18 protein-coding genes are annotated in these 20,642 nt (G+C 71.1%); 5 read left to right on the top strand and 13 right to left on the bottom strand.

The window, feature by feature from the left end:
• Positions 1–8 precede the first annotated feature (8 nt).
• From CGL27_RS04745 to CGL27_RS04705, 9 genes are all read right to left on the bottom strand, one after another.
• Entirely contained in the window at positions 9–1,442 is a 1,434-nt protein-coding gene (locus tag CGL27_RS04745) for a cytochrome P450 (RefSeq protein WP_119984785.1), read from the bottom strand.
• Entirely contained in the window at positions 1,439–2,557 is a 1,119-nt protein-coding gene (locus CGL27_RS04740; RefSeq protein WP_119984783.1) for an alpha-hydroxy acid oxidase, read from the bottom strand. Before CGL27_RS04740 ends, CGL27_RS04745 begins: the two co-directional genes overlap by 4 nt.
• Positions 2,558–2,566: 9 nt before the next feature.
• Positions 2,567–4,171, bottom strand: coding sequence for an NAD(P)-binding domain-containing protein (locus CGL27_RS04735; protein WP_119984781.1), 1,605 nt, complete (start codon positions 4,169–4,171; stop codon positions 2,567–2,569).
• A gap of 154 nt (positions 4,172–4,325) precedes the next feature.
• A complete protein-coding gene (locus tag CGL27_RS04730) occupies positions 4,326–5,090 on the bottom strand; it encodes an SDR family NAD(P)-dependent oxidoreductase (RefSeq protein ID WP_119984779.1) in 765 nt (254 codons plus the stop codon).
• 68 nt (positions 5,091–5,158) lie between these two features.
• Positions 5,159–5,353, bottom strand: a complete 195-nt coding sequence (locus tag CGL27_RS04725) for a ferredoxin (RefSeq protein ID WP_078638620.1) — start codon at positions 5,351–5,353, stop codon at positions 5,159–5,161.
• 14 nt (positions 5,354–5,367) lie between these two features.
• Positions 5,368–6,597: a cytochrome P450 gene (locus tag CGL27_RS04720; RefSeq protein WP_119984777.1), complete on the bottom strand. Its 1,230-nt coding sequence runs from the start codon at positions 6,595–6,597 to the stop codon at positions 5,368–5,370.
• Between the two features lie 85 nt (positions 6,598–6,682).
• Complete coding sequence (locus CGL27_RS04715) at positions 6,683–7,327, bottom strand: TetR family transcriptional regulator (protein ID WP_119994246.1); 645 nt, start codon at positions 7,325–7,327, stop codon at positions 6,683–6,685.
• 194 nt (positions 7,328–7,521) lie between these two features.
• Complete coding sequence (locus CGL27_RS04710; RefSeq protein WP_119984775.1) at positions 7,522–8,181, bottom strand: response regulator transcription factor; 660 nt, start codon at positions 8,179–8,181, stop codon at positions 7,522–7,524.
• A 15-nt stretch (positions 8,182–8,196) separates the two neighbouring features.
• Complete coding sequence (locus tag CGL27_RS04705; protein WP_119984774.1) at positions 8,197–9,378, bottom strand: histidine kinase; 1,182 nt, start codon at positions 9,376–9,378, stop codon at positions 8,197–8,199.
• 158 nt (positions 9,379–9,536) lie between these two features.
• On the opposite strand from CGL27_RS04705, the gene CGL27_RS04700 reads away from it, so the two are divergent.
• Complete coding sequence (locus CGL27_RS04700) at positions 9,537–9,779, top strand: hypothetical protein (RefSeq protein WP_119984771.1); 243 nt, start codon at positions 9,537–9,539, stop codon at positions 9,777–9,779.
• Between the two features lie 33 nt (positions 9,780–9,812).
• Here the strand turns inward: CGL27_RS04700 and CGL27_RS04695 are convergent, their stop codons facing one another.
• Both CGL27_RS04695 and CGL27_RS04690 read right to left on the bottom strand, forming a co-directional pair.
• Positions 9,813–12,383, bottom strand: a complete 2,571-nt coding sequence (locus CGL27_RS04695; RefSeq protein WP_162953263.1) for an alpha-L-arabinofuranosidase C-terminal domain-containing protein — start codon at positions 12,381–12,383, stop codon at positions 9,813–9,815.
• 115 nt (positions 12,384–12,498) lie between these two features.
• Positions 12,499–13,506, bottom strand: a complete 1,008-nt coding sequence (locus CGL27_RS04690) for a LacI family DNA-binding transcriptional regulator (RefSeq protein ID WP_119984768.1) — start codon at positions 13,504–13,506, stop codon at positions 12,499–12,501.
• A 112-nt stretch (positions 13,507–13,618) separates the two neighbouring features.
• Between CGL27_RS04690 and CGL27_RS04685 the strand changes: the two genes are divergently transcribed.
• The 4 genes from CGL27_RS04685 (at position 13,619) to CGL27_RS04670 (ending at position 17,816) form a co-directional block, all read left to right on the top strand.
• Positions 13,619–14,773 carry a Gfo/Idh/MocA family oxidoreductase gene (locus CGL27_RS04685; protein ID WP_119984766.1) on the top strand — a complete coding sequence of 385 codons (1,155 nt, stop codon included), beginning with the start codon at positions 13,619–13,621 and terminating at the stop codon, positions 14,771–14,773.
• A gap of 146 nt (positions 14,774–14,919) precedes the next feature.
• Positions 14,920–15,933: a permease gene (locus tag CGL27_RS04680; RefSeq protein WP_119984764.1), complete on the top strand. Its 1,014-nt coding sequence runs from the start codon at positions 14,920–14,922 to the stop codon at positions 15,931–15,933.
• On the top strand, positions 15,930–16,664 hold the full coding sequence (locus tag CGL27_RS04675; RefSeq protein ID WP_119984762.1) for a TIGR03943 family protein: 735 nt from the start codon (positions 15,930–15,932) through the stop codon (positions 16,662–16,664). The genes CGL27_RS04680 and CGL27_RS04675 overlap by 4 nt, the downstream gene beginning before the upstream one ends.
• 141 nt (positions 16,665–16,805) lie before the next feature.
• Positions 16,806–17,816: an alpha/beta hydrolase gene (locus CGL27_RS04670; protein ID WP_119984760.1), complete on the top strand. Its 1,011-nt coding sequence runs from the start codon at positions 16,806–16,808 to the stop codon at positions 17,814–17,816.
• Between the two features lie 103 nt (positions 17,817–17,919).
• On the opposite strand, the gene CGL27_RS04665 is transcribed toward CGL27_RS04670, so the two are convergent.
• Both CGL27_RS04665 and CGL27_RS04660 read right to left on the bottom strand, forming a co-directional pair.
• Positions 17,920–19,653, bottom strand: a complete 1,734-nt coding sequence (locus tag CGL27_RS04665) for an IlvD/Edd family dehydratase (RefSeq protein ID WP_119984758.1) — start codon at positions 19,651–19,653, stop codon at positions 17,920–17,922.
• A gap of 91 nt (positions 19,654–19,744) precedes the next feature.
• On the bottom strand, positions 19,745–20,560 hold the full coding sequence (locus tag CGL27_RS04660; protein ID WP_162952873.1) for an SDR family oxidoreductase: 816 nt from the start codon (positions 20,558–20,560) through the stop codon (positions 19,745–19,747).
• Positions 20,561–20,642 lie beyond the last annotated feature (82 nt).

Raw genomic sequence — 20,642 nt, 5'->3', positions numbered from 1 at the left:
CATCCTCCTCAACGGCTGACCGCGACGGCGGGTTCGGCGGTGTCGCCGGACGCTGTGGCGAAGTAGTTCCGGCACAGTCCCTGGCGCCGGGCGTCCCACACCATGTAGCCGCCGAGCACCAGTTGGGTGAGGCTGCGCGGGATGGCCGCCCATCGGTCGCCCAGCCGCATACCGGTGAGCCTCGCCGCCCGCCCGGCCGGTCTCCGGCCCGCCGGGGCCGACCGGTCGGTGTGCGGGATCAGCAGACAGGGGCCGCGGCTGGGCAGCGACCGGGTGTGCTCGGCCGTGGACTCCAGCCGGAAGCGCCGCAGTATCTCCTCGGCCGCGACCCGCATGGTCAGCACGGCGAAACCACGGGCCGGGCAGGGCCGGTTGGCGGTCACGCCGAACGGGATGAACGCCGAGGGCCGGGTGTCGGCGGACAGCCAGCGGCCGGGGTTGAACCGCTGTGGGCCGGTGGCTCCTGACTGCTGATACTCGGGGTAGTTGAACAGCAGGACCGAACCCGTGGGTAGCGGAGGTCTGTCGGCCCGGGGGATCTCCCCGGTGGTGATGCGGTGGGCCACGCCGAACAGCGGGAAGTGCTGGAGCGTCTCGTTGATGACATGGTCCAGGTAGTCGGCGTCCTCCTCGCCGGAGAGCAGTCGGTCCTGGACGCTCTGGTGCGTGGCGAGTGCCAGCAGCAGATGGGCCATCGCCTCCGACGTCTGCACCACGGCGGTGTTGAAGAACGTGCCCTGGAGGTAGTACGCCTGCTCCCGCCGGCTGAGCAGCGACGGCAGCGCGACCGGCGGGGGATCGCTCGCCAGCCGTTCGCGCAGATACGCGGTGAGCCGGTTCCGCCGGTCCATATGGCGGAGGCTGGTGCACTTCAGGGCGCTGACCACGTCGTCGGCGTTGCCGACGATCAGGTCCCGGACATGGCGTGGGCACGGTTCGCGGAACACCACTTCGTAGTAGACCTCGGCCCACACCGGCATCATCAGATCGCGCAGCCGCACCCGGTGCTCCCGGGTGCCGTATCCGCCGGTGTCCTGGTCGAGTTCATCGAGCACCCGCCGGGTGCAGCGGCCGACCAGTTCGCTCCACCGCTCCCGGGAGAGCCCGGCGAGGATCTGCCGGGTCGTCCTGGCCACCTCGTCGTACCGCGGGCCGGGTTCCAGGTGCTCCTGATGGACCTCGGGGCCGGGGGAGAGCCAGTACCAGAAGAGGTCGGATAGGGCGGCGCCGCGGCTGCGGCCGTTCGCGGCCGGATGCCCGTAGACCCGTTTGAACTCCTCGACGGGCACCTCACGGCCGGGTGCCGGAATTCCCTCCTCGCCGTTGACCTGCGCGAAGAGGCGCACCCGCAGGTCGATCACCAGCCGGGGCAGCCAGTGCGGCAGGCTGGCCGTCAGCGCCACGGCCGCCGCACCGGTGGCCGCCCGTCCGAGGCGGCTCATGAGACCACTCCACCGGGCGGAGTGGCGGAGGCGTCGGTGGGAGGCCATACCGGGGCGCGCACCAGATCCGGGGTGAGGTCCTGGACACCGGAGGCGCCGCACAGCGCGAGCGCCTGGTCGAGCTCCTCGCGCAGCAGCTCCAGCAGCCGCCGTACGCCCTTTTCGCCGCCCTCGGCCAGGGCCCACATCACCGGCCGGCCGATGCCCACGGCGGACGCGCCGAGCGCCAGCGCCTTGACCACATCGGTGCCCCGCCGCACACCGCCGTCCAGCACGATCGGGATCCGTCCGGCCACCGCCGCGTGGATCTCGGGGAGGAGCTCGATCGTGGCGGGCACGGTGTCCAGCTGACGGCCCCCGTGGTTGGACAGCAGCAGCCCGTCGACGCCGTGGCGCACCGCCAGCCGGGCGTCCTCGGGGTGCAGGGCGCCCTTGAGCAGGATCGGCAGCGAGGTGATCCCGCGCAGCCAGTCGATATGGGTCCAGGAGATCTCCGGCGACATGGCGATCGGCCGCACCCGGCCGCCCTCGCGCGGATCGACCATGTGCTCGCAGCGCAGTCCTTCCGGGAGGTCGAGGAAGCCGTTGCGCAGATCGCGCTCGTGTGCGCCGCGCACCGGGGAGTCCACGGTGACCACCAGCGCGGTGCACCCCGCGTCGGTGGCCCGCCGCACCAGGGACCGGGTGAACTCCAGGTCCGGCTGGAGGTAGAGCTGGAACCACAGGGGCGCCGGGTCGCCGCCCCCACCGGCGCCACGGGTGGCCTCCGCGATGTCCTCCACCGCCACTGTGGACGCCATGCTCACGATCATGATCGCGCCGAGGTCGGTGGCGGCTCGTGCGGTGGCCAACTCCCCTTCCTCGACGAGGAGTTTGTGGAAGGCGGTCGGTGAGAGCAGGATCGGCGTCCGCGCGCGGCTGCCGAGCACGGTGATGTCCAGCGACCGCTCGGTGTTGCCGCGCAGCACCCTGGGCAGCAGCCGCAGCCGCCGGAAGGCCTCTTCATTGGCCCGTACGGTGATCTCGTCCCCGGCGCCACCGGCGATGAAGTCGGCGTGGACGGGGTCGAGTCTCGTCCGGGCGGCGGTTTCGAAGTCCTGGACGGTCATCAGCATGGCGCGGTGTCACCGCCCTGCGCCGGCGGGTTGCGCGTCCAGCTCACGCGCGAAGAACTCGACCAGCGGGGCGTGGTGGACCTTCGGATGGTTCCACTCGTTCTCCAGGTTCTCGGCCATGTGGTGGGTGCCGAGGAGTTCACCGCCCCGGAAGTGGCGGATCACTGGATGCAGATAGGAGGCGTCCAAGGCTTCCCCGACCGAGTTCTGGGCCGCCCGGCGCACCGTGATGTCGAAGGGATCGACCTTGTCGTGGTCGGGGCCGTACTCCAGGGTGACGATGAAGTAGTCGGCGCCCGCCGTCAGGGGGCTTTCATGGGCGTAGGCGACCGGCACCTCCTCGTGGTGGCGGGCCTGGCCGCCGTTGGCCGCGACCAGCAGGTCGCCGATCACACCGAACTGCTGCCACAGCGCGGAACTGCGGTTGACCCGCGCCACCACGGCGTCCGCCAGCGCGGACGGGTCGGTGGCCAGCGGCTGGGCCGGCCAGGCCCGGTCATGGTGGCGTTCGTCGAGAATGCGGCTCAACGCCCGTACACCGTAGCGGAATCCATGGATGAAGCCGTTGGTGGACTTCTTGAAGTCGCGCTGCTGGGTGAGGGTGCCGGCGAAGTACAGTCCGGGCACATTGACCGACTCGTACGCCGGTGTGAGGGCGGCGAAGCGGTCGTTGATGACCAGGTCGGGGCGGCACTCGGGGTCGAACGGCGAGGCGTCGAAGCGGAAGCCGGTGCACACGATGATCCGGTCGTAGGGGATCTCCTTCACGACCTCGTTCGCCCGGGAGAAGCTGAACCGTACTCGGTACTGGCCGCCGTCGCCCGGCTCCTTCTCGATCGAGAGCACATTGCCGTCGAGTATGGCGTTCTGTGATTTGAGCTGGTATGTGTCGAGGAAGTTGTTATTGACGGCGCGCAGATGGCCCACATAGTGGCTCTTCCACGCCAGCCGCAGGCTGTGCGGTCCGGCCACATGGATGACGGCGGCCGTCTCGATGAGGTTGTCGGCCGTCTCCAGCGCGGAGTTGCCCTTGCCGAGGATCAGGACGCGCTGGTCGGTGAAGTCCTCGGGGTCCACCGAGACATCGGAGTAGTCCTCGGCGGTCTCGATACCGGGCACATCGGGGATATGGGGCCGGCTCACCCCGGTGGCCATCACCAGCCGGCGGCCGCGGTGGTCGCCGCCGTGCTGATCGGTGACGGTGAAGCCGTCGTCGTCACGGCGGATCCGCACCGCCCGGGTGTCAAAGGCGATGTCGAGGTCGAACGCCTCGGCGAAGTCGGCCAGATAACGCACATAGTCGTCGGCGGCCGGGAAGTAGCGCTTGCTGTAACGGGTGAACAGCAGCTCCGGATCGGGGGACAGCAGGGAGTTCCAGTCCATCCGGAGGTTGAACTCGGGGTCGTCGATACCGGTGTGCACCTTGTTGCTGGAGATTAGCTGGCGGTGGCGGGGGAACTTTTGAAAGAAGGTGCCCGGTCTGTTCCCGGCTTCCAGGATCCGGTAGGTGTGGCCCGCCGTCGCCAGCAGATGCCCGAGCTGGAGGCCGGCGGGGCCGGCACCGATGACAAGGTAGTCAAGAGCCTCGGAAGAGTGGAGAGGTTGGTTGTGCACAGTGCCTTCCTTTCAAGAGCGCGATGCCGTGGGGAGCGCGATGACAGGGGAAAGCCGTGACAAATTTCCTTTAATTCTCAACAACCACTCTAATGAGCCGCCGTCACCTTGAGCAACATCGAAAACAGGCCAGTGTGATCGGCCCGGCATCGGATCAGACGGCCGACCAGCCGTTGTCGACGGGCAGGATGACGCCGTTGACGTTGCTCGCGGCCTCGGAGGCGAGGAAGAGGATGGCGGCGGCCTGCTCCTCGGCCGTGGCGATCCGGCCGGCGGTCGCGACATGGGCTCCGATGACCGCCGGGCCATGCTCGCCCGGCCGGGCGTCGACCCGGATGGCGGTGGCGGTGCCGCCGGGGGCGATCGCGTTGGCCCGGATCCCCTGGTCCCGGTACATCACCGCGAGGGACTTCACCAGGCCCACCACACCGTGCTTGGCGGCGGTGTAGGCGGCACCGGCCGTACTGCCGCGCAGCGACGCCTCCGAGGCGGTGAAGACGATCGCGCCCCGGCCCGCCGCCAGCATGTGCGGCAGCGCGGCCCGGGTGAGCATGAACGGGGCCGTCAGATTGACCCGCAGCACACGGTTCCATTCGGTGTCGTCGGTGTCCGCGACCGCCGAGAAGCGGTCCATGATGCCGGCGTTGTTGACCAGGACGTCCAGGCCGCCGAACTCCTGCACGGCCGTGGCGACGACCTCGTCCACCACCCGCTGTTCGCCCAAGTCGCCGACGACCGCGCGGGCGACTCCGCCCGCCGCCCCTATCGCCGCGACGACCTGTTCGGCGCCGTCCCGGTCGAGGTCCGCGACCAGCACCTTCGCCCCCTCGGCGGCGAACCTCAGGGCCGTGGCCCGGCCGATCCCCGATCCCGCTCCGGTGACGATGGCGCCGCGATCCTGAAGATCGGTGCTGCTCACGGATGTCTTCCCTTCCTCATGTCTTCCGAATGTTGTACCCGGCCCTGGAACCGGCCCTGGAACCGGTCCTAATCCTGGATTTCGATGGCCAGGGCCGGACAGACGGCCGCGGCGTGCCGGACGTCCTCGGCCTGCCCGGCCGGGGGCTCGGCGTTGAGCAGCACGACGATGCCGTCCTCGTCGCGCTGGTCGAAGACCTCCATCGCGGCGACCACACACTGGCCGGAAGCGACGCACTTGTCCTGATCGACGGTCACCTTCATGAGCTTCTCCTTTGTCACCAGGTCACGGGCAGTTCGTAGACGCCGTAGACGGATCCGTCGTGTTTGAACGGGATCCGCTCCAGCTCGGTGGCCGGCCGCAGGGTGGGGATGCGGCGGTAGAGGGTGTTGTAGACGACCTGGAGCTCCATCCGGGCCAGCGGCTGGCCCAGGCACTGGTGCACCCCGAAGCCGAAGGCCACATGGCGGCGGGCGTCACGCCGCAGGTCCAGCCGGTCGGGCTCGGCGAACACCCCGGGGTCCCGGTTGGCGATGTCATTGGCCAGGATCAGCCCCTCGCCCGCGCGGATGACCTCCCCGCCGATCTCGATGTCCGCCACCGCCACCCGGCGCCGCCCGCTGTGGGTGATGTGCAGATAGCGCAGCAGCTCCTCCACCGCCGAGGAGATCAGCTTGGGGTCGTCGGAGTCGCGCAGCAGGGCGAGCTGATCGGGGTGCTCGAAGAGGGCGAGGGTGCCGAGCGCGATCATGTTCGCGGTGGTCTCATGTCCCGCGATCAGCAGCAGCACACCCATCTGCGCCGCCTCGTCGCGGGCCAGTTCGCCCGCCGTGACCCGCCCGGCCAGCCCGGACAGCAGGTCGTCGAGGGGATGGGCGATCTTCTCGCCCATCAGGTCGTCCAGATAGCCGATCAGGTTCCCGTGGGCGGTCGACCGCTGCTCGGGCGTGACGTTCCGATTGATGATGACCTTGCTGTTCTCCTGGAAGAAGTCGTGGTCGGCGTAGGGCACTCCGAGCAACTGGCAGATCACCAGCGAGGGCACCGGCAGGGCGAACGCCTCGACCAGGTCCACCGGGTTCGGACCGGCCAGCAGCTCGTCGATCAGATCGTCCACGATCTTCTGTACGCCGGGCCGCATCGCCTCCACCCGCTTGATGGCGAACGGCGCGGTCACCATGCGCCGCAGCCGGGCGTGCTCGGGGTCGTCCTTCAGGATGAAGCTGACCCCTGTGCCTCCGGGCGGCATCGGGGCCTGCCGGGGATAGCCGGGCCGGTTGATGTCGGCGCTGACCCTGGCGTCGCCCATCAGCGCCCGCTGATCGGCGTACCGGGTCACCAGCCACGGAGTGCTGCCGTCCCACAGCCGGACCTTCGCCAGCGGGCCCTCCTGCTGCATGTCCCGCAGCCCCGGGGGCGGGTCGAATGGGCAGCCCGCCGCCCTGGCCATCGGAAACTCCGGGGCCTGCGCGGCACGTTCGTCCACCGGGTTCACTGTGCTGGTCATCGCTCCCTCAATTCGTTGAGGCGTGTGGTGGAACCCCCGTTGTCCCCCGACGGCCCTCACGGACCGCTGGTGTGCGGAGCCGCGCTCAGCGGGTGACGGGCGCCAGCCACAGCCCGACGATGCCGTCGATCAGGCCGGTGGCGGCGTCGTGCCAGCTGGACCGGGGCGTGGCGGTGTTCTCGGCGAGCGCGCGCTCCCGCTCGGCGCACATGTGCAGGATCAGGTTGCGCGCCATGGCGCCGCGCTCGAGGTGCACCTCGAGCGGCAGCTCCGGAAGGCACCGGTTGAACCCTTCGAGGGTGTGCCGCAGCGCCGGAGAGGCCAGGGACTCCTCGGTCATGATCTCGTGGAGCGCGGGGTCGGTCATCACCTGGGCGCAGAACCGCGCGTACCAGGTCGGACTGGGCAGCTCCGCCAGATGCTCGAGGACCGGGCGCACCAGACAGGCCACCCAGTCCCGTACGTCGGTGGAGTCGCCGATCTCGCTCAGCAGCCGCTTGCGCAACCGCTCTACCTGCTCGGCGTGTTGCCGGGCGATCGCCCGCACCAGGTCGGCCTTGGTGCCGAAGTGGTATCCGACCGCCGCGTTGTTGCCCTGTCCGGCGGCCTCGCTCACCTGGCGGTTGGAGACCGCGTACACCCCGCGCTCGGCGAACAGCCGCTCCGCGGCGGCCAGGATCGCCTCACGCGTGGCATCGGCCCGTTCGTGCCGTAGCGTCCTGCCCGCCACGGTCACCACCTCACCGGCAAGAGCAGCGGCTCGCCGTTTCCTCGATCCACGACGCTCTCCCTCGGTTCCGGGGTGGTCATCGACATGATCAGGCAACCTCATGGGCTACGTTAAGTCAAGCGACTGATTTAAGTCAGGGTGCCATCGGAACCGTGCGCACCACCGCTGAGACCCCGGCGCGTGAGGAGCGTCGGTCAGCCGCTGTCCGACTCGCCGGCGTCGTGGACCAGCAGGGCGATCTGGACGCGGTTGTTGAGGTCGAGCCGGGTCAGGATGCGGGACACATGGGCCTTCACCGTCGGCAGCGCCAGATGCAGCTCGCGGGCGATCTCCGCGTTGGAGCGGCCACCCCCGACCGCCCGGGCCACTTCCCGTTCCCGCTCGCCCAGCAGCGCCAGCCGGGCCCGGGCGGCCGTGGCCCGGTCCTCCTGCCCGCCTCCCGCCACCTGCTCGATGAGGCGGCGGGTGACGGCGGGGGAGAGCACCGGATCCCCGGCGGCCACCGTCCGGATGGCCGCGACGATGTCCCGTGGCGGGGTGTCCTTGAGGAGGAACCCGGCCGCCCCGCCGCGCAGCGCCCGCAGCACATGCGCGTCGGTGTGGAAGGTGGTCAGCACCAGCACCTGCGGGGCTCCGGGCCGGGCCCGGAGCTCGGTGGTGGCGGTCAGCCCGTCCACACCCGGCATCCGGATGTCCATCAGCACCACATCGGGCCGGTGCGCGGCGACCAGGGCCGGCACCTCCGCCCCGTCGGCGGCCTCCGCGACGACCGCGATGTCCGGGGCGCCGCCCAGCATCAGGCGCAGCCCGGCCCGTACGATCGCGTCGTCGTCCACCAGCAGGACATGGATCACCCGCGCCGTCCTCCCTCACCCCTGGCCCATGGCGGACACCGGGTCCGCCGCAGGCCAGGGTAGCCAGGCGCGGACCCGGAAACCGTCGTGGGCCGGTCCCGCGCTCAGCTCACCGCCCGCCAGCCGGGCCCGTTCGGCCAGCCCGATCAGCCCCTGCCCGCCGCCTTCGCCATCGCCGGTGTCCGCGGCGGCTCCGGGCTGCGGCGCGTTGCGGACCTCCACCGTCAGCCGGCCGGCCGGGCCCCCGGCCACCCGTATGGTGACCGCCGCGCCGGGCGCGTGTTTGCGCGCGTTGGTCAGCGCCTCCTGGACGATGCGGTACGCCGTCCGTCCCACCATGGGCGGCGGGGCCGGTCCGTCGGGCGGCCCGGTCAGCTCGATCCGGCCGCCCGCCGCCCGTGCCTCCGCCACCAGCCGGGCCAGGTCGGCCAGTTCGGGCTGGGGCCGCTCGTCCTCCGCCGGTCCCGCGCGCAGCACTCCGATCACCTCGCGCAGATCGCGCAGCGCCAGATGGGCACTCTCCCGGATCACCCCGGCGGCCTTTCCGATCTCCTCCCGGGGCGCTTTCGTATGGAACTCCAGGGCCCCCGCGTGCACGCTCAGCAGTGTCAGCCGATGCCCCAGCACATCATGCATCTCCCGCGCGATCTCCTCCCGCGCCTCCCGGCGGACCCGCTCGGCCCGCAACTCCGCGTCCGCCTCTGCCAGTTCGGCGCGCTCCCGCAGTGAGGCGATCAGCTGCTGCCGGGACCGCCGGAACAACCCCCAGCCGATGGCCCCGGCGATCAGCGCGAAGTACGTCAGTGCCGAGCTCTTCCGGTCCCCGGACACCTCCGGCAACTGCCACAGGAAGACGGGAAGCGGTACGAAGGCCACCGCCGCCACCCATGCCGTGGCCCGCCACGGCCGGGTCGCGGCCACCGTGAACACCGCCACCATCGCCGGACCGGTCAGATAGTGCGACACCTCGCTGCCCGCCAGCAGCAGCACCACCGCCAGCGCCACCGGCCACCGCCGCCGCAGCAGGACCGTCGCACACCCCAGCCCGCCGGCCACCTGGTCGATGGTCCGCCACAGCGGATCGAGGCCGTCCTCGATCGGTATGGAATCCGAGCTGGCGGCGGCGAAGCAGGCGGCGAAGAGCATGAGCCCCAGATCGGCTGCCCAGTCCCGGCGGGTGCGGTGGATGCGGCGCATGTCCCGGCAATCTACGCGGACCCGGCGGGCGAGCGGGGATGGGCGCCGCGAGCGGATACTTAAGTACGACTCGCCGGTGGCGGGCGGTGGTCTTTGGTCATCGCCCGGTCGCCTTGTGCCCGATCCGCCGCCCGGGGCGGCCCGCCTAGGTTCGGGCCATGACATCCACCAAGGACACCTCCCCGCTCACCGCCGTGTCGCATCTGCTCTCCTTCACCCTCGTCGTCGGTGGCGGAAGCGGTCTGCTGCACGAATGGTGGGGCTGGCTCCACTTCATGGGTTTCGTCCGCTTCGTCGTCCCCGATGGCTATGAGGTCTACGGCTATGTGGTGATGGTCGTCCTCGGCCTGACGGTGGGCGCGGCGGGCGGTGCGCTCGGCGATCGAAGCCGCGGCCGGTGACCACCCCGGTCACCGGCCGCGGCTTATGCGTCGTTACTTCCGCATCGCGATCCGCATGAACGTGATGGAGTTCGCCGGGAAGGTGTGACTGAAGGTGGTGTCCACACCGTCGAGTGTGGAACTGCTCGGCTTGATGGGCTGATCGGTGGCGCTGTTCACCGCGTCCGGGTCGCCCTGGAGCGTGGTCAGCCGAGCGGTGCGCCGGACCTTGACCCCTTGGCCGAGGTCGATACGGGTGCGGGCGGCCGCGTCCTGGGCGTTGACGACCTTGACGATGAGTTCACCGGTGGCCTTGTCGCGCGTCACCACCTGGCGGAACGGCTCGGCGGCCTTGTCATCGGTGAACGCGCCCCACTTCTTCCCGTCCAGGTACAGGGTCACCTGCCGGCCGCGGACCTCGATCCGCACGTCGTACGCCCGGCCCGTCTCGATCTTGGTGCCGTCCTCGGCCATCGTCTGCTTGGCGCCGTCGGTGGCCTTCTCCACGGCGGATCGGGTGTTGCCCCAGCCGCCGAGGTTCCACCAGTAGTAGTTGCCGGTGTCCTTGACCCCGAAGGCGATGAGAAAGCCCTCGCTGCCCGCGCGCTTGGTGGCCTTCAGCTTCAGGTCGTAGTTCTGCCAGCCGCGGTCGCCCGCGGTGACCATGGGGTTCTCGGCACTGGTGTCGGACTGTTCATACGCGCCGTCCCGCACCTGCCAGGAGCCGGTCCCGGTGGCCTTCGTCCACTTGCCGTCGCCGCCGGAGAAGTCGTCGCTGAGCAGGGTGGCCCCGTCCGCCGAGGTGACTTGGACATCGTCGTACGCGGCGCTGGTGGCCCAGGTGGACAGGCCGACGGCGCCGGTGATCGGGCCGGAGGGGAGGGACGGGGTGGCGGACGCCTCGCTCGGCACGACCTGATCGCCGACGTTGTTCATGAACAGCTTCTGGGTCTCATAGCTGGTCGAGCCCCAGGCGGCGGCGTTGTCGTACCAGATCAGATCCGGCCGCCACTGGACGTAGTCCTTGTTGGCCAGCAGCGGGGCGTAGGAGGTCATCTTCACCACATCGGCGTTGCGCTCCAGGCCGGTCATGTACGCGGCCTCGGCGAGGGAGTTGCCGAAGCGGTTGTCCTGTGAGGCGTATTCGCCGAGGAACACCTTCGGGCCCTGGCGGTCGTAGGAGTCGTAGCGCTTGTTGTTCTCCAGGAACCACTGGGGGCTGTTGTAGTAGTGCTCGTCGACCATCTTCACCTTGGCGGCGCGGTTCAGCTCCCACGCGCGGTCGAAGGTGACGCCGCTGTCGTCGGGCCCGGAGTTGCTGATCACCGTGATCTCCGGGTGCTTCGCCTCGATGGCCTTGCGGAATTCGGTGAAGCGCTCGAAGAAGGCGTCGGGGAGGTTCTCCTCGTTGCCGACCTCCAGACGGTTCAGCCCGAAGGGCTTCGGATGTCCCATCTCCGCACGCTTCTTGCCCCAGGTGGAGGTCACCGGGCCATTGGCGAACTCGATCAGGTCGAGGGTGTCCTGGATGTGCCGCTTCAGCAGCTCCGGATCGTCGGTGGCTTTGTTCTGGCCGCAGCCGGTGACGAGGGCGGGCACCACGGGCAGTGGTGTCGCGCCGATGTCCTCGGCGAACTGGAAGTACTCGTAGTAGCCGAGGCCGTAGGACTGGTTGTAGCCCCAGAAGTTGGCGTTGGTGGGCCGCTCCTCGACCGGGCCGACGGTGTCCTTCCACTGGTAGGACCGCTTGCGCTCCCAGCCCGGTGCCTCGTACGCCCGGTGGCTGCCGGTGTTCACCAGACAGCCGCCGGGGAAGCGCAGAAAGCCCGGCTTCAGCGCGGCGATCTTCTCCGCGAGGTCCTTGCGCAGCCCGTTCGGATGGCCTTTGTAGGTGTCCCGGGGGAAGAGGGAGACCATGTCGAGCCGGACGGTGCCGCCACCGCCGGCGGTCACCGCGAGCCGTCCGGTGGTGTCCGTGGCGCGCGCGGTGAGCGTCCCGGTGTACTTCGTCCAGCGATCCCCGCGCACGGTGGCGCGCAACGGCGTGGCGAGCGCGGTGGTGCCCGAGGCGGTGTGCAGGCCGATCGTCAGCGGGGTGCCCGAGGGGTTGTCGGTGCGGGCCCACACCGAGAAGTCGTACGTCTTTCCGGCCTGGACGGCGATGCCGGTGTTGTATCCGGCGTTGGTGACGCCGTACCCCGCCCCGGCGCCGCTGCCGTCCCCGCGCAGATCCAGCCGCAGGTAGTTGCGGTTCTTCTCATGGAGCCGCGCCTCGTCGTTCACCACCCGCGCCGTGCCGGTGGCGCCGCCGGTCGTGGTCTCGTTCCACGAGGTGAGCGGTGTGTACGAGGCGTGGTCGGCGGTGTCGTACTCGAAGGACCGGTTCTGGACCAGCTCGGCGTACAGCCCGCCGTCCGCGGCGCGGTTGATGTCCTCGTAGAAGATGCCGTACATCGCGTCGTCGATCTCCGGGCCCGCGCGGTCCGGATCGACGGTGATCGAGTAGTCGGTCACGGCCGCGGAGGAGGCTCCGGCGGCCGTGGGATCGGTGAGCGACGCGGCGGCGAGCGAGGTGGTGAGCAGAGCGCTCAGGGTGAGGCCGAGGCCCGGTCTGACGCGTCCCATTGATCGCATGGCGACTCCTGTACCGCAGAATGTTCGAAATATCGGACACTGCTCAGTACTTCGGACGGACGATAGGCAAGGGACCGACGGGGCGTCAATGGGCGGTGCGCGATGGTCAGTCAGCCGATCGCGGCGGTGCGGTCGTACCGCGGATCTCGAGGGCCGGAGCGGTGAGGGCGACCTCGCCGGGGCGGGCGGGGTCGGCGATCCGGTCGAGCAGGCGGCGTGCGGCGCGACGGCCGATGTCGTGGTTCGCGTTGTCCACGGTGGTGAGCCACAGATGGCGCAGCCGCGCGAGATAGGTGTTGTCGTAGCCGACGAGGGAGAGGTCGTCCGGCACCCGGAGGCCGAGCTCCTCGGCGGCCGACAGGGCGCCGACCCCCGCCATGTCGTTGAACGCGAAGACGGCGGTGGGCCGGTGCGGCGCGGCCAGCAGCCGGACCGTGGCCCGGTAGCCGCCCTCCTCGGTCAGATCGCCCTGCTCCACGGCCGCCGGCCCGGCCAGGCCGTGCTCGCGCATGACCGCCTCGAAGCCGCGGCGGCGCAGCTCGCCGACCACTCCCTGTCCGGCGATATGGGCGATGCGCCGGTGGCCGAGGCCGATGAGGTGCTCGGTGGCGAGGCGGGCGCCCAGCTCGTCGTCGCCCGCGACGATGTCCACGTGGGGCAGCACGGGCTCGCGGGTGCCCGCGACCACCGTGGGCACCCGCGCGGCCGCGGTGCGCACCGCCGCCGGGTCCGGGAGCGTGCCGACCGCGATCAGGCCGTCGACCCGCAGCTCGGTGAAGGTGTGGGTGAGGTCCTCGCCGAGCCGCCGGTTGAGCCGGCCGTCGGCGAGCAGTGTCCGCAGGCCGCTCGCGTACAGCTGGGAGTTGAGGCCGTCCAGCAGCTCCACGAACCAGGGGTTGCGCAGGTCGTTGAGGAGCACGCCGACGGTCCGGGTGCGCCGCTCGCTGAGGCTGCGCGCGGCGGCGTTGGGCCGGTAGCCGAGCTCCTCGACGGCGGCCAGGACGGCCTGCCGCTTCTCGGGGCGCACCTGCTCGGAGCCGCGCAGCACCAGGGAGACCAGCGACTTCGACACTCCGGCCCGTTCGGCGACATCGCGGATCGTCGGTGGTCTCATGTTCTGGACCGTTCCACAGGGCGGACGTGGTTGTCAAAGGGGTTGACACCCTGCGGATAGGGCTTCCAGTGTGGGCCGGGATAGTTCTGGAACGGTCCAAAGAAGGGCAGTCATGGTGAGTACGCTCGGGGTCGCCGTCGTGGGGTTCGGCTGGATGGGACGGGTGCACACCCAGGCGTACGTCCGGCTGCCGCACCACTTCCCGCAGCTGTCCGTACGGCCCGAACTCGTCGCCGTCGCCGACGAGGTGCCCGGACGGGCCGAGGAGGCCGCCGGGCGGTACGGCTTCGCCACCGCCGTCCGGGACTGGCAGGAGGTCGCCGCCGACCCCCGGATCCAGGCCGTGAGCATCGCCGCGCCGAACTTTCTGCACCGCGAGATCGGCATCGCCATGGCCCGGGCGGGCAAGCACATCTGGATCGAGAAGCCGGTCGGGCTCACCGCCGACGACGCCCGCGCGGTCGCCGCCGCCGTGGCCGAGGCCGGGGTCCAGGGCGCGGTCGGCTTCAACTACCGCAACGCGCCCGCCGTCCAGACCGCGCGCGCCATGATCGCAGCCGGGGAGATCGGCACCGTCACCCACGCCCGCGTCCGCCTCTTCAGCGACTACGCCGCCCACCCCGAAGGTGCCCTGACCTGGCGGTACGAACGCGCGCGTGGCGGCAGCGGAGTGCTGGGCGACCTCGCCTCGCACGGGGTGGACCTGGCCCGTTTCCTGCTCGGCGAGATCGACGCCCTGACCGCCGACACCGCCGTGTTCGTGCCCGAGCGGGCCCGCCCCACCGGCGCCACCGCCGGACACACCCGGGCCACCGGCGGCGAGCTGGGCCCGGTGGAGAACGAGGACTACGTCTCCTGTCTGCTGCGCTTCACCTCCGGCGCCCGCGGGGTGCTGGAGGCGTGCCGGGTCTCGGTCGGCGAGCAGAACACCTACGGCTTCGAGATCCACGGCACCAAGGGCGCCGTCTTCTGGGACTTCCGGCGCATGGGCGAACTCGGCATCAGCCACGGCAGCGCCTACCAGGACCAGCCCGTCTCCACCGTGTACATCGGCCCCGGACACGGCGAGTACGCCGCCTTCCAGCCCGGCGCGGCCAACAGCATGGGCTATGACGATCTGAAGGTGATCGAGGCGTACCACTTCGTGCGCTCCATCGCCGAGGGCACCGCCTACGGCGCCACTTTGGACGACGCCGTGCACAGCGCCACGGTGCTGGACGCCATGGCCCGCTCCGCCGAGCGGGGCACCTGGGTGAACCCCGGCTGAGCGGAGCGGCTCAAGGACATCCGGACCGTGGTGGGCACAGGCCATCCGGCTCATGGGTGGGAACGGTGAGCACTCGGGGCCGAACCGGCGTACTGGAGGGCGCGGGGAACCGCGCACGCGCCCTCGACGCCGGAGGTACCTCAACCGTGAGCACCACGACCAAAGCGGCCCCGACCCGGGCCGGCCGTCGCGACGCGGGCGATCCGCGGGGCGGGCGGTTCGATTCCTCCCTCGGCCTGATCATGCTGCTGGTCCTGGTGGTCACGGCACAGGGGCCGATCCGGCGGGCGCTGTCGGCTCCGGTGACGCAGAGCTGGATGACCGTGTTCGTCGCGGTGGTCCTCCAGGCCCTGCCCTTCCTCGTGCTCGGGGTGCTGCTGTCGGCGCTCATCGCGGTGTTCGTCCCGCCGTCGTTCTTCGCCCGCGCGCTGCCGCGGCGGCCCGCCCTCGCGGTGCCGGTGGCGGGGGTGGCCGGGGCGGTGCTGCCCGGCTGTGAATGCGCCTCGGTGCCGGTGGCCGGGGCGCTGGTGCGCCGGGGCGTCACCCCCGCGGCGGCGCTGGCGTTTCTGCTGTCCGCCCCGGCGATCAACCCGATCGTGCTGACCGCCACCGCCGTCGCGTTCCCCCGCGACCCGCAGATGGTGCTCGCCCGGTTCCTGGCCAGTCTGCTCGTGGCGTGTGCGATGGGCTGGCTGTGGCAGCGGCTGGGACGGGCCGACTGGCTGCGCCCACCGGCCCGCCCCTCCTTCCACGGCCACGGCAGGGGCGCCGCGTTCTGGGCGTCCGTACGCCACGATGTGATGCACGCCGGCGGTTTCCTCGTCGTCGGCGCGATGGCCGCGGCCACCCTGAAGGCCGTGGTGCCGGCGAGCTGGCTGCGTGGCGCGGCCGATGACCCGGTCGTATCGATCCTCGCCCTGGCGGTCCTCGCGGTGCTGCTGTCGATCTGCTCCGAGGCCGACGCCTTCGTGGCCGCGTCCCTGTCGCAGTTCTCGCTCACCGCCCGGCTGGCGTTCCTGGTCGTCGGGCCGATGATCGACCTGAAGCTGTTCGCCATGCAGACCGGTACCTTCGGCCGCGGGTTCGCGCTGCGGTTCGCCCCCGCCACCTTCGTCCTCGCCGTGCTGATGTCGGTCCTGGTCGGGGCGGTGCTGCTGTGAACCGGAAGGCTCAGGCGATCGTGCTGTTCCTCATCGGCGGGGCGGTGCTGCGGGCCGGTTTCACCGGCCTGTATCTGCGCTATGTGAAGGCGGGGCTGCGCCTGTTGCTCCTCGCGGCCGGTGTCGTCCTGATCGCGGCCGCCGTCGCCACCCTCTGGTACGAGCGGCCGCGCACGGCCGATGGCGCCCCGCACGCGGAGGAGGGCGACGGCGGCCACGCCCACCGGGAACCACGGGTCTCCTGGCTCCTCGTGCTCCCGCTGTTCGCCCTCATCCTGGTGGCGCCGCCCGCGCTGGGCTCGTACACCGCCATGCACACCGGCACGGCGCTGCAACGCCCCTGGGGCTTCCCCGCGCTCCCCGCCGGTGACCCGTTGCCGCTCAACGTGGCCGATTACGCGGGCCGCGCGGTGTACGACCACGGTTACTCCCTCGAGCACCGGAGGATCGAGGTCACCGGCTTCATCGCCCTCGACGGACACGGCGCCCCCTACCTCGTCCGCATGGCCCTCAACTGCTGCGCCGCCGACGCCCAGCCCGTGAAGATCGGGCTGGCCGGACGGATCCCGCCGGTGCTGCAACCCGACACCTGGCTCCAGGTCATCGGCACCTACACCCGCAAGCGGACCAATGACCCCGTGGGCGGTGGCACCATTCCGTACCTCGAGGTCAGCAGCTCCATGCCGGTCCCGGCCCCGCACGATCCGTACGACGAGAGCTGGAACGGCTGACCGCCCGGTGCCTGGATCGAACCGGCCGTCGTGCCGCCACCCGGCCGGTAAGATCGTCCGCGCGGCGGTTGCTCTTCGGGCAGTGGGCAGTGAGCGGTCGGCGACGGGGGATTTACGTCACCACGACCCTGGGAGCCGACCATGGCGAACACCTCCCCCGACCCTGCGGCCACGGCGCCGCTCGGGCCACCGCCGCCGTTCGACCCGGAGCTCATCGCGCCACTCGCGGCCATCAGCGAGATACTGCGGCCCGGCGGGTCCGGGGCCGATCCGGAGGCGGGGGACGGTCAGGGCGTGCCCGGTATGGAGACGCTGACGAACGAGGATCTGGAGCGCGACGGGGCCTTCCTGGTCGAGGAGCGGTCCGTCCCCGGCCCGGCGGACGCGCCGGAGGTCTCGCTGCTGATCTGCCGGTTGGCGGACGCGGCCATTCCCGCACCGGCGCTGTATCACATCCACGGCGGCGGCATGACGGTCGGCCACAACCGCCTGGGTATGCCGGAGTTGCTCGACCTCGCCCAGGAACTGCGGCTCGCCGTGGTGTCCGTCGAATACCGCCTGGCGCCGGGGACCCGGCATCCGGGGCCGGTCGAGGACTGCTACGCCGGGCTGCGCTGGACCGCCGAACACGCCGAAGAGCTGGGCATCGACCCGGGGCGCATCGTGGTCGTGGGCGGCAGCGCCGGTGGCGGCCTCGGCGCGGCCGTCACACTGCTGGCCCGGGACCGCGGCGGCCCGGCCCTGTTCGGGCAGCTACTGATGTGTCCCATGCTGGACGACCGCAACGACACACCGTCCGCCCGGCAGATGACCGGGATCGGGGTGTGGGACCGCACCGCCAACGAGGCCGGATGGAACGCACTGCTCGGCGACGCACGCGGGGGCGACGACGTCTCGCCGTACGCCGCGCCCGCCCGTGCCACGGATCTGTCCGGACTGCCGCCCGCGTTCATCGACGTCGGCTCGGCGGAGACCTTCCGCGACGAGGACGTGGACTACGCCGGCCGCATCTGGCGAGCCGGGGGATCGGCCGAACTGCACGTCTGGTCCGGGGCCTTCCACGGCTTCGGCGGCATGGCGCCGCAGGCCGCCGTCTCGCGGGACGCGCGGGAGGCGCGGCGGCGGTGGCTGCGCAGGCTCCTGGCCCACTGACGGCGCCCGTGCGCGGGCCGTACGTACGGCCCGCGCACGGGCGCCGCGGGAAGACCGCCGCGGGAACGATCCGACCGCCGTCGGCGGTGGCCGCGAGAGAGGGTCAGTGGGACTCGCGGGGCACCTCGTGTCCGCTGGAGCCGACCAGGAAGTCCAGGTCCAGACCCTGGTCCGCCTGAAGCACATGCTCGGTGTAGAGCCTGCTCCAGCCCCGGGCGGCGACCGGCGGCGGAGGCTGCCAGGCGGCCCGTCGGCGCTCCAGCTCGTCCTCGGCCACCTCCAGGGTGAGCGCACGCGCCGGGACGTCCAGGGTGATCCAGTCGCCGTCGCGCACCAGCGCCAGCGGGCCGCCGACGGCGGACTCGGGGGCCACATGGAGCACTACGGTGCCGAAGCCGGTGCCGGACATCCGGCCGTCACAGATCCGCACCATGTCCTCGACGCCCTTGCGCAGCAACTTGGGCGGCAGCACCACATTGGAGACCTCGGGCATGCCCGGGTAGCCACGGGGGCCGCTGCCCCGGATCACCAGCACGGTGTTCTCGTCCACCGGCAGGTCCTCATCGGCGTGCACGGCGATGTAGTCCTCCGGTGTGTCGAACACCAGGGCCCGGCCGCGGTGCCGGAGCAGGTGGCGGGATGCGGCGGACTGTTTGATCACCGCGCCGGCGGGTGCGAGATTGCCGCGCAGCACCGCGGTGCCGGTGCCCGCCTCCTGGAACGGGTCGTCCAGTGTCCGGATCACCTCACGGTTCCAGCACTCGGCGTCGCCGACGTTCTCCGCCACCGTGCGCCCGTTCACCGTGGCCGCCCCGGTGTGCAGCAGCGCGCCCAGCTCGCGCATCACCACCGGCAGGCCCCCGGCGTAGCAGAAGTCCTCCATCAGGAACCGTCCGGAGGGCTGCAGATCGACCAGTGTGGGCACCTCCCGGGCCAGCGCGTCGAAGTCGTCGAGGCTCAGCGGCACCCCCAGCCGCCCCGCGATGGCCAGCAGATGGATCACCGCGTTGGTGGAGCCGCCGATGGCCGCGTTGACCCGTATCGCGTTCTCGAACGCCGCCCGGGTCATGATCTGCGACGGCCGCAGATCCTCCTCCACCATGGCCACGATCCGCTGTCCGGCGCGCTGCGCCGTCTCGTACCGCCGCGAGTCCACCGCCGGCCAGCTCGCCGAATAGGGCAGTTGCATGCCGAGCGCCTCGGCCATCGACGCCATGGTGGACGCGGTGCCCATGGTCATGCAGTGCCCGTTGGACCGGGCCATGCAGCCCTCGGCGAAGAAACACTCCTCCTCGGTCATCCGCCCGGCCGCGAGCTCGGCCTCGAACCGCCACACCTGCGTGCCCGAGCCCACATCCCCGCCCCGGTACTTGCCGTTGAGCATCGGTCCGCCGGTGACCATGATGGCCGGCAGATCGACGCTGGAGGCGGCCATCAGCAGACCGGGGGTGGTCTTGTCACAGCCGGACAGCAGCACCACACCGTCCAGCGGATTGGCCCGTATCAGCTCCTCGGCCTCCATGGCCAGCAGATTGCGGTACAGCATCGCGGTGGGCCGCATCAGCGTCTCGCCCAGCGCCATCGCGGGGAACTCCAGCGGAAAGCCACCGGCCTGCCAGACCCCGCGCTTCACCGACTCCGCCACCCGCTGCAGATGGCTGTTGCAGGGCGCCAGCTCCGACCACGTCGTGGCGATGCCGATCACCGGACGGCCGTCGAACACCTCCCCGGAATAGCCCTGGTTGCGCATCCAGGACCGGTAGACCATGCCGGACCGGCCCTCCGCGCCGAACCAGGCCGCGCTGCGCCGCCGACCGTGTGTTCCCGTGTCAGTCACTTCTGCACTCCCTCTGGCGAACTCTGGCGAACGGTGATGGCGTCTGGACGAAGAGCGGTCTTGGCGAAGGCCGTCTCGGCGAAGAGCCTTCTCAGCGAAGGATGATGACGTTTCCGGTGATGAGCGCGGCCTCGTCCGAGGCGAGGAAGACGATGGTCTTCGCGACCTCGGCCGGATCGGCGACATGGAAATGGGTGGGGCTGGAGGCGACGAACCGCCGGACCTCGTCCGTGACCCACCCGGTGTCGGTCACGGGCGGCTGCACCACATTGGCCGTGATGCCGAGGGCGGCCAGCTCCGCGGCGGCCGACAGGGTGTAGTCGGTCTGCGCGGCCTTCGCCGCACCGTAGGACACCTCGCCGGGGAAACCGAGGTCCCCTCCCGACGTCAGGCCCACGATCCGCCCCCAGTCGGCACCGCGTGCCCGGTGGCGGCGGGCCAGCTCAGCGATCAGCAGCGCCGGCGCCATCGCGTCCACCGCGAACTGCCGGGACCAGGTCTGCGCGGTGACGGGGCGCAGCGGCCGGTCGAACCGGTCGGCCGGACCGGGGGTGAACGTATCCTGGATCCATCCCGAGGCGTTGTTGACCAGGATGTCGACCGGGCCCAGGCGGTCCTCGGCGAAGTCGAAGAGCCTCCCCGGAACCGCGGGGTCGCCGAGGTCCGCTTCGAACGCCTGGGCCCGCCCTCCGGCCCGGCGGATCTCCGCCGCGACCTCTTCGCCGTCGATGGACCGCGCGGCGTGGTACGGATCCGGGGCCTCCCCCTCACCGGGGTCGCTCGGGCGCAGATAGGCGCAGAGCACCGCGGCGCCGCGGGCCGCCAGCGCTCGTGCCGTCGCGGCGCCGATTCCCTGGTTCGCCCCCGTCACCAGGGCGACATGGCTGGTTGACGATGTTTCCCGCACCCCCGCAGTACAGCAAAGACCAGCGCCACGCGGAAGATCGTGTCAGCCGCGGAGCCGCGGCCGTCGTCGTCCGGCCTCGGGC

Source organism: Streptomyces sp. 11-1-2 (assembly GCF_003595545.1).
In the GTDB taxonomy this organism is placed as follows: domain Bacteria; phylum Actinomycetota; class Actinomycetes; order Streptomycetales; family Streptomycetaceae; genus Streptomyces; species Streptomyces hygroscopicus_B.
This window is presented reverse-complemented; position numbering and strand designations above follow the sequence as displayed.

Bases quoted from the DNA above. Each gene is read 5' to 3' on its own strand.
- CGL27_RS04745 (WP_119984785.1), bottom strand. From the start codon at position 1,442: ATGAGCCGCCTCGGACGGGCGGCCACCGGTGCGGCGGCCGTGGCGCTG.
- CGL27_RS04740 (WP_119984783.1), bottom strand. From the start codon at position 2,557: ATGCTGATGACCGTCCAGGACTTCGAAACCGCCGCCCGGACGAGACTC.
- CGL27_RS04725 (WP_078638620.1), bottom strand. From the start codon at position 5,353: ATGAAGGTGACCGTCGATCAGGACAAGTGCGTCGCTTCCGGCCAGTGT.
- CGL27_RS04720 (WP_119984777.1), bottom strand. From the start codon at position 6,597: ATGACCAGCACAGTGAACCCGGTGGACGAACGTGCCGCGCAGGCCCCG.
- CGL27_RS04705 (WP_119984774.1), bottom strand. From the start codon at position 9,378: ATGCGCCGCATCCACCGCACCCGCCGGGACTGGGCAGCCGATCTGGGG.
- CGL27_RS04700 (WP_119984771.1), top strand. From the start codon at position 9,537: ATGACATCCACCAAGGACACCTCCCCGCTCACCGCCGTGTCGCATCTG.
- CGL27_RS04695 (WP_162953263.1), bottom strand. From the start codon at position 12,383: ATGGGACGCGTCAGACCGGGCCTCGGCCTCACCCTGAGCGCTCTGCTC.
- CGL27_RS04690 (WP_119984768.1), bottom strand. From the start codon at position 13,506: ATGAGACCACCGACGATCCGCGATGTCGCCGAACGGGCCGGAGTGTCG.
- CGL27_RS04685 (WP_119984766.1), top strand. From the start codon at position 13,619: ATGGTGAGTACGCTCGGGGTCGCCGTCGTGGGGTTCGGCTGGATGGGA.
- CGL27_RS04670 (WP_119984760.1), top strand. From the start codon at position 16,806: ATGGCGAACACCTCCCCCGACCCTGCGGCCACGGCGCCGCTCGGGCCA.